Origin of the sequence: Acinetobacter sp. YH01024, from assembly GCF_013420195.1 — a bacterium.
GTDB lineage: Bacteria > Pseudomonadota > Gammaproteobacteria > Pseudomonadales > Moraxellaceae > Acinetobacter > Acinetobacter amyesii.
The window spans coordinates 1-8,466 of sequence record NZ_VOYQ01000068.1 but is presented as its reverse complement, the minus strand read 5'-3'; the positions used below and the strand labels follow the sequence as shown (position 1 = coordinate 8,466).

The following is an 8,466-nucleotide window of genomic DNA, read 5'->3' as shown; positions in this document are numbered from 1 at the left end:
GTAGCAGGTAGTGATTTGCTGGCTGATGGCGACCAATCAATCGCAGGCAGTGTGGTGGTGCATGATGTGGCAGGCAACCCTGCGACAGTGACAGCTGATAAAGTCTATAGCGTTGACACCACAGCACCGACGATTGCGATCACAGGTCCTCTGGCTGGTGACGACGTAATCAATGCGACTGAAAAAGGACAGCCATTAACCATCAGTGGTACGACCACAGGCGTGGAAAACGGCCAGCAGGTGACGGTGACCGTGGGCGTCAAGACCTACACCGCGACGGTGACGGACAACGCCTGGAGCGTGACGGTACCGGCGGAAGCTGTGGGCGAACTGCCTACAACAGGTTCTGTGTCTGTGACTGCTGACGTGAGCGATAAGGCTGGCAACCCTGCAACGCAGGCAAGCAACCCGATCAGCGTTGACACCACAGCACCGACGATTGCGATCACAGGTCCTCTGGCTGGTGACGACGTAATCAATGCGACTGAAAAAGGACAGCCATTAACCATCAGTGGTACGACCACAGGCGTGGAAAACGACCAGCAGGTGACGGTGACCGTGGGCGTCAAGACCTACACCGCGACGGTGACGGACAACGCCTGGAGCGTGACGGTACCGGCGGAAGCTGTGGGCGAACTGCCTACAACAGGTTCTGTGACTGTGACTGCTGACGTGAGCGATAAGGCTGGCAACCCTGCAACGCAGGCAAGCAACCCGATCAGCGTGGACATCGCCGCACCGACGATTGCGATCACAGGTCCTCTGGCTGGTGACGACGTAATCAATGCGACTGAAAAAGGACAGCCATTAACCATCAGTGGTACGACCACAGGCGTGGAAAACGGCCAGGTTATCAAGGTTCAGATCGGTGGCAAGTCTTATACATTCGAAATAGTCGAGACGAGCGGGAACTGGATTGTAACAGTGCCTGTCGAAGATGTGGCTTTGCTCACAGGTTCTCCGCAGATCACTGCAAGCGTGACCGACAGCGCAGGTAATTATGCACAGGATTTGCACACGATTACCGTGGACAAAACGCCTCCCACAGTGACGATCACGGTGGATCCAAACGTGCTAAATGGTGTTAGTGAGAGTAATTCTGGCGAGTTGACCATTAAGTTTACCGAAGTGCCGCATGATGATGCAGGCAATGCACTATCGGCAGCGGAGGTTTTGGCTTTGCTAGGTAATCCAGCCAATCTCAAGCTGGGTACGCTGAGCACGAGCGATGGCGGACTCACCTGGACGGGTACGGTCACCGCAGCGACAAACACCGAAACGATGGTGCCGCTGACGATTGCCGCTGGGAGTTACTACGATCAGGCTGGTAACGCAGGTAACGTTGGCAATCGCAACGTCAATATTGACACTATCGCACCAACGATCGGCATCACTGGCCCGTTGACGGGTGACGACGTGATCAATGCGGCTGAATCCCAGCAAGACTTGACCATCAGGGGCACCACCACTGGCGTAGAGAATAGCCAGTCGGTAACAGTTACCCTCAATGGCAAGACCTATACGGCTGTGGTGACGGATAATGCCTGGACGCTGGATGTGCCACGGGCGCATGTAACGCTGTTACCGCAAGGTGCGCTGACCGTAACTGCGGATGTGTCCGATACGGCGGGCAACCCTGCTGTCCAGGCAACGCGTCCGATTTCTGTGGATACAGTCTTACCGACGATCACAATCACCCACGTTGCGGATGGCAATGACATCGTGGATTGGAATGAGAAGATGGTAGATGGATTCATCATCAATGGCACGGTGTCGGGCGTGGATGTGGGCACCAACGTCACGGTGACCTTCAAGTATGCCAATGGTGATCCAATTCTCGGTGCCGACAATAACCCGATCAGCGTCACCGGCACGGTCGATGCGAATGGCAATTGGTCGGCGAAGGTCATCAAGGAACACGCCACACTGTTGAAGGACGGCTTGGCCACGGCTACCGTCAGCGATGCCGCAGGCAATAGCGCGAAGGATGTTCAGGCCTACACGGTTGCCGCGCCGCCAGCACCGGTGATCACTGGTTACTACGATAACATCGAGTATGTGCAGGGGAGCGCCAGTGCGCAGGCTGCGCTTGACGGCACCACTACGGTCTCGGGCAGCGTGTTGGACCGCTATGGCGAAGCGCTCACTGGCTTCAATACGCCGACCACGCTGGCCGGTACCTACGGCACCTTCACCTTCAACACCGCCACCGGCGAATGGAGCTACGTGCTCAATACAGGCTTGGCTGGTGCACTTGCCGCAAGCAACGCACCGTTGAATGATCAGCTCACCCTCACTGACAGTGATGGCAAGCAGTATCAGGTGCAGGTGTCGATCCACGACATGTTCCCGCCGACTGTAACCACCGTAACTGCTACCACTGTGGCGTTGAAGGAAGAAAACAAGATTAATAGCTCCGAGGTAGAAGGCCAACTGGAAGGTACTGCATCGGATGGTAGTAGTGTGGTCACAAACGTGACTGCTAACGGCCAGCCCGTCACCATCGGTCAGACTTTGGAACTGGCTGATAAGGGCGCGATCACGGTTTACGCTGACGGCCGTTACACCTTCGAGCCTTACGACGCTGATGGCTCGATTACGCTGGGCTACAGCATTGATGGAGGTACGCCGCAGACCACCACCATAATCGATAGCTTGGTAACTTACAGCAATGACGTCATGGGACGTATTACTGGTAGGGTAGATGCACCTGATGGTCAGATTACTCTGCGTCTGTACGCCAATAAGCAAAGCACCGATGATAATGGCGACGTAGATTACGGTAATGTCAGTTATCCTAACGGTGCAGATGTGGTGGTCACCGTCAGCGGCGGCCAATGGACGATCAGTCCCGAGCAGTTGCGTGAAGTGCTGCAAACCATCTGGTGGGCCGATCAGTTGCGCGGCGACGATGAAATTTACTTGCAGGTCAAGCTGGTTGATACCGTCACTGGGCACGTCAGCGAGGTGTCCGACAAGTACACCTTCGTGTCCGACACTTACGCCCCGCAAGCGACCTATGTTGATTACGTCGCACCAGAAGGCACTGGATTTGGTCATGTCACCGCGCTCGTGTCTGGTGACCTGTCTAACGCCAAGCAAACTCATGCCGATATTGGTGACAAGGTCGAGGTGTACTACGACGGTGTGTTCTATGGCGAGGGTACGGTTGGTAGTCTGGCTCCTGGTTACGGGCAATATTTGCAGATCAATGTAGCGCTTAATCAGGCCTTGTCTGATGACTACAATGCTGATCTGCTTAAGGTTCATGTCACCGACAAGGCGGGCAATACTGGTACCAGTGACAGTGGAACCGTGACTCTGGCACCAGAGAGCCTGCCAACACCGATAGTGGTTGCCTATGTAGATGCTGTTGCTGGTTCTAATGGCGCGGGCGGAAGTGGTGACACTGGGGATATCGGACACAATGGACTGACCAACGATAGGCAGGGTAGCATTAGTGGTACGATTGATCTAGGTGCGACTGGCGGCGACAAGGTGGACGAAGTTTGGGTAACGGTGCGTGGCCTTGGCCCGATCCGTATCGAAGTACCAGACGGAGAGATTGGAGTTTGGACTTGGACTATCACTTCGGAACAGCTTGCCCTGCTCACTTCCACTGGCACCCTTGGTGATGGTTTGGTCGAAGTAGTGGCACGTGCTTACAATGCAGATTCCAATTCGACAGGTCCGGCATCTGTGCCGTTTGAGTTCACCGTAGACGGTACCCCGCCGACGGTGAGTGTCAGTGTGGACGATGTGAACCTGACCGGCGCGGAGACCGTCATGGTCACCTTCACCTTCAATGAAGCGCCGCAGGGCTTTGTCGTGGGCGACATCACCACAACCGGTGGCACGGTCTCGAACCTGCAGCAGGTTAGCCCGCTGGTCTGGACGGCCACGTTCGCCCCGACAGCGGGTTACGAAGGTGTTGCCTCGGTGACGCTTGCGGCGGGCAGTTACGCCGATGCAGCGGGCAATGCCGGCTTGGCAGGCAACGTGGTCAGCATGACCGTGGATACCCGCGCGCCTGTCAACACGGTGCCCGTGGCGCAGACAGTCAATGAAGACACGGCGTTGAGCCTGTCGACGGTTCAGGTGACTGACACCAACCTCGCCAGCGTGCAGCTCAGTGTGGGCAATGGTGTCATGAAAGTGACGTTGCAAACTGGGGCTTCCATCAGTGCCGGTAGCAACGGTAGCGGTACCCTGACCCTGGTCGGCAGCGAGGCGGCGATCAACGCGACCTTGCAGACCTTGACCTACCAAGGTAATACTCACTGGAGTGGTATCGATACTTTGGCGGTGGTTTCCAAGGATAACTTCGGGCAGACAGTTAATAACACCACGACGATCAACGTCACGCCGGTGGCCGACGCGCCCACGTTGACCTTAACGTCGCCGACGGTCGAGTCGCCAGTGGACAATGGACTCATGCGGACCACTTATACGGGTTTGAATATTGGTGGCACTGGTGGCAATGGTGTGTCTGCAACAGACTTGCTGGTCGGTTTTGCTGCTGCCTCCGGTGGCACCAGCACCACAGTTACCAATGCCAATGTCAACATCTCCAACGGATTGACTGCTAACGCAGGTGTCAAGATGTCCGGCCTGATCTATCTGGAAGCAGGCAAGTCATATACCTTTGGTGGCACTGCCGATGACAGCGCTGCCATCGTGGTCGGTGGTATCACTGTGGCTTCGGGGCGTTGGGGCAGCATTAGTACCAGTCCTGATGGCTCTAGTGGATCCGGTAAGTTTCAAGGCACGTTCACGCCCTCTGCCAGTGGTTACTACACATTGGACATCTATGTGCATAACCAATCTGGGGATGGTGGCTATAGCATCTTGTTTAAAGAAGGGTTGAACCCAGCCGCCGTGCTGTCGACGACGTCTGCACAACTGTTTACAAATGTGGCAGCGATTGGGGTGGCAGGGGGTGAACTGGGCAGTCTGAGCAACGATACCGGTGGCCACGGCTATTACAAGGCCTATGGTGCCAATGAAGGTGAGGCTGGTACTGCCATCAAGATTTCCAGCATTGCTGCAGGTCTGGTGGATACCGATGGCTCCGAAACTTTGGTGGTGTGGGTCAAGAACATCCCTGTGGGTGCGAAGCTCAGCGATGGCAACAACAGCTTCACCGCCACAAGTGGCAACACGCAAGTGGATGTTCAGAGCTGGAACAAGGCTGCGCTGACTTACACCCCGCCCATCAATGCTAGCACTGGTGCGGTAACGCTACAGGTGGAGGCTATCAGCACCGAAGTAGCTAACAACAACAACGCCAGCACCAGCAGTAATCTGGTGGTGCAGGTACATGCGGTTGGGCCGGTCGTGTTGGGTGCGTTCAGCGGTGGCGTGCTGGGCAATACCTCGGCGTGGACTGTTACAGAGGGAACGGTGGCGATTAATAGGGATGGGCGATTGGTGATTGATGATTCAAGCAACAATGGTGGAAATAATGCCATAGCCACCAGCGCTGCTTTTACTGTCAATCATGCTGGCAGTACTCTGACGTTCAACCAGTGGACGAGCGAGGCACGGTACGGTGATTCGGTCAGTTATCGGTTGCAAAAGCAGAACGTCAATGGCACTTGGAGCAATGTGACGGGGGGCGATGGTACGCACAATTTCACGAACGACACCAATCTGAGCAACCAGTCCATTACTCGGACAATCGATGAGGCAGGCACCTACCGGCTGGTGTTCACGGTTGCGGACAATTCATGGTGGGGGGGCAATCTTACCTTGCAGGTCGACAATATCACCCTGACCCCACCTCAGAACATCGCTGGCAGGGGTGCATCTGCCGAAAGCTTCGTTGCCGATTCGTTCGGTGAAGATCTGCTGATGAGTGGTCTCGAGAATGACAGCTTAAACGGCGGTGCAGGAAGTGACATCCTCAATGGTGGTTCAGGCAACGATACCTTGATTGGTGGTTCTGGTTCAGACACAGCGATTTATGCGGTCTTAAATGCTGCCGATGCGACAGGTGGTAATGGTACAGACACATGGGTCGATTACGAAGCCAATGACAAAATTGAGTTTGGTGCTGGGTTCTTCGGAGGTCTACTTTCAGTAGATCAATCGGATATTGCTAACTACATCAAAGTTGAAGATGATGGTAATGGCGATGCCGTATTGAAAATTGACCGTGATGGTGTTGCTAATAGAACGAGTGGTACAACTCATGATTGGGCTGATTTGTTAATTATTGAAGGTAAGACCGCATTGGAATTACAGGATTTAATTAATAACCAAATCATTATTGGTTAATCTGAGTCTTTAAAGAAAGCGACATATCAAATATGTCGCTTTCTTGTCTTTTTCATTGTTAAAAATTATTTCAAACTTATATTTTTAAATTAGATACGCCAATCTCAACTTTTAATTATGGTTTCAAGCTGTATAGGAGGATTCCCTAATTTCATATTTAGAATAACTGAAAGAGTATGTGAAAGAATCTTACGAACAATTCGATGTGTTAAATGCCACAGATCTTTTGCCCTTACTTTTTGAATGTTGAATCGGTCAGTCAACTGACCGATAACAGTTTCAATTTGCCTTCGAGCATTCATCAATATTCTGATTGATTCTTTTGGTCTTAGATCAACCATATTTCGTCTATAAGGTGTTTGTAAGTCTAAATATTGATGCCTAAAATATTGTTTTAATTCAGGTCTTATATATCCCTTATCCGCTCCCAATAAACCATAAATGTTTTGTGTAATTTCAGGTGCAACATCTCTTTCATCACAATTTGCTGGAGCAAAAGTATAGTTCGTAATCATCCCTGATAAATTAATCACGATATGCCCTTTAAACCCATAATATTTTTCCTGTTTTGCCGCACAATAACTAAAGCCTGCTGATGCTTTAAAGTTTCTATGCTTTTTTGCTCTCGCATAACGACAGACAGGAATCGGTAAACCATCCATAAAATGAATATTATCAGCACCAAAACGAGAACTTAGTTTTGCTGTAATTTGTTGATTAATATTCCATAAATTTGCACAATGCTTGCAGAAATTAGGATATGAACCTAACTAAGGAAACCACTCAATCCAATTATGCTTGAAATACATCCAGATATTTTTATCTGAATCTAGGCTGAGAAACTTCAGTTGGGGTGCAAAGATTCAATTTATTACAGGTGATAGTTGGTATTCATCGACTGCAAATCTAAAAACCATAAGAAAATATGGTATTCGATTTATGTTTGGTATCGACTGTAACCGTAAGGTTTCCCCAGAAAAAGGACAATGGTTTCAACTGCGTTTATTACCAGATTTCCATCAGGGTCAAGTGGTCTGGCTCAAAGATTTTGGCTTTGTACAATTATTTAAGACTCAGTTAAAAGAACAGCAGAGGTTTTATATTGTGTATCAAGATGAAGATGATTTATTGTCCTTTGAGGGTTTTCATGAATTACATTCAAGTCATTGGAAAATAGAGCAATATCACCGGGTGATTAAACAGGTTTGTCATATTGAAAAGTTTCAAGTGAGACGATCTAAACTGATTTTGAATCATATTTTTTCAGCCTTAATGGCCTACGTCGAGATACAAAAGAACCAGTTTGAGCGGATCTTTGAAAATGTATATCGTTGGCAGAAGAAATTATTTAGACCAATCATCAAAGACTTCATTGATGACTTTATTCTCGATAAAAATCATCTGCTACCACAGAGAATCTATAAATAATACTGCGTAAGTCCTATTTTATATAAAATTATGAAATATATAGAAATATAGGTTTATTTTTTGTTTGTTTTTTAATCAAAATTATGAAAAAACTATAACAGTAAGAGAAAATAATTTAATAAAAATGGTGTGCTTTTTTAATTTGGTGTGTTGTAACTAAATTTTCATATATATTTAACTAGACATTAATTATTCGATTCAAAAACTTTTCTTTAATCTGGCTTGGAGAATGGAATTGCTTGTTATTCGCTATAAGCCTTGGATCATGATCATACTACTGGTTTTAGCTGTCAGTTTTGCTACATATCGCTGGTGGCAAGGACCATTGCTGCCTAGTTATGAAGTCGTATCTAGTCCATTGATTCAAACAGTTGTCGCTTCAGGACGGGTAGAGAAAGTATCTCGGACTCAGATTGGTAGTGAAATTACAGGGGTTGTTCTTGAGCGATTGGTTCAAGAGGGAGATCGGGTCTCTCGAGGGGATATTCTTTTAGTACTGAAATCTGATGAAATTTCAGCGCAAGTGCGGCAGGCAGAAGCTGAATTAAAAGAACTCGAAACCACTAGACGCCCGCAAGCAGAAGTTGATTTAGCGAATGCCAAAGTACAATTAGAACAGGCTCAAAGAGAGACGTTACGCAGACGAAATACCGAATCAGGAATATTATCAGCAGAGGAAAGGGAGAAATCGATAGAGGCAGAAAGACTCGCCCGTAATAATTTGGAATCAGCTCGATTAAAAGTTGCTTCACTTGCCCC

Annotated in this window: 2 protein-coding genes and 2 pseudogenes; 3 read left to right on the top strand and 1 reads right to left on the bottom strand. The window is 49.6% G+C overall.

What is annotated here, in order from left to right:
* Positions 1 to 15: 15 nt before the first annotated feature.
* Positions 16 to 6,279 (top strand): Ig-like domain-containing protein, encoded by a 6,264-nt coding sequence (locus FTT88_RS16215; protein ID WP_218955742.1) that lies wholly within the window; start codon positions 16 to 18, stop codon positions 6,277 to 6,279.
* A 104-nt stretch (positions 6,280 to 6,383) separates the two neighbouring features.
* Here FTT88_RS16215 and FTT88_RS16210 read toward each other — a convergent pair.
* Positions 6,384 to 7,124, bottom strand: a pseudogene (locus FTT88_RS16210) (IS982 family transposase); the annotation flags it as partial.
* Here FTT88_RS16210 and FTT88_RS16205 point away from each other — a divergent pair.
* Positions 7,123 to 7,707, top strand: a pseudogene (locus FTT88_RS16205) (transposase); the annotation flags it as partial. The pseudogenes FTT88_RS16210 and FTT88_RS16205 sit on opposite strands and share 2 nt — an antisense overlap.
* A gap of 235 nt (positions 7,708 to 7,942) precedes the next feature.
* On the top strand, positions 7,943 to 8,466 hold a 524-nt coding region (locus FTT88_RS16200), incomplete at its 3' end, for an HlyD family secretion protein (RefSeq protein ID WP_180174104.1).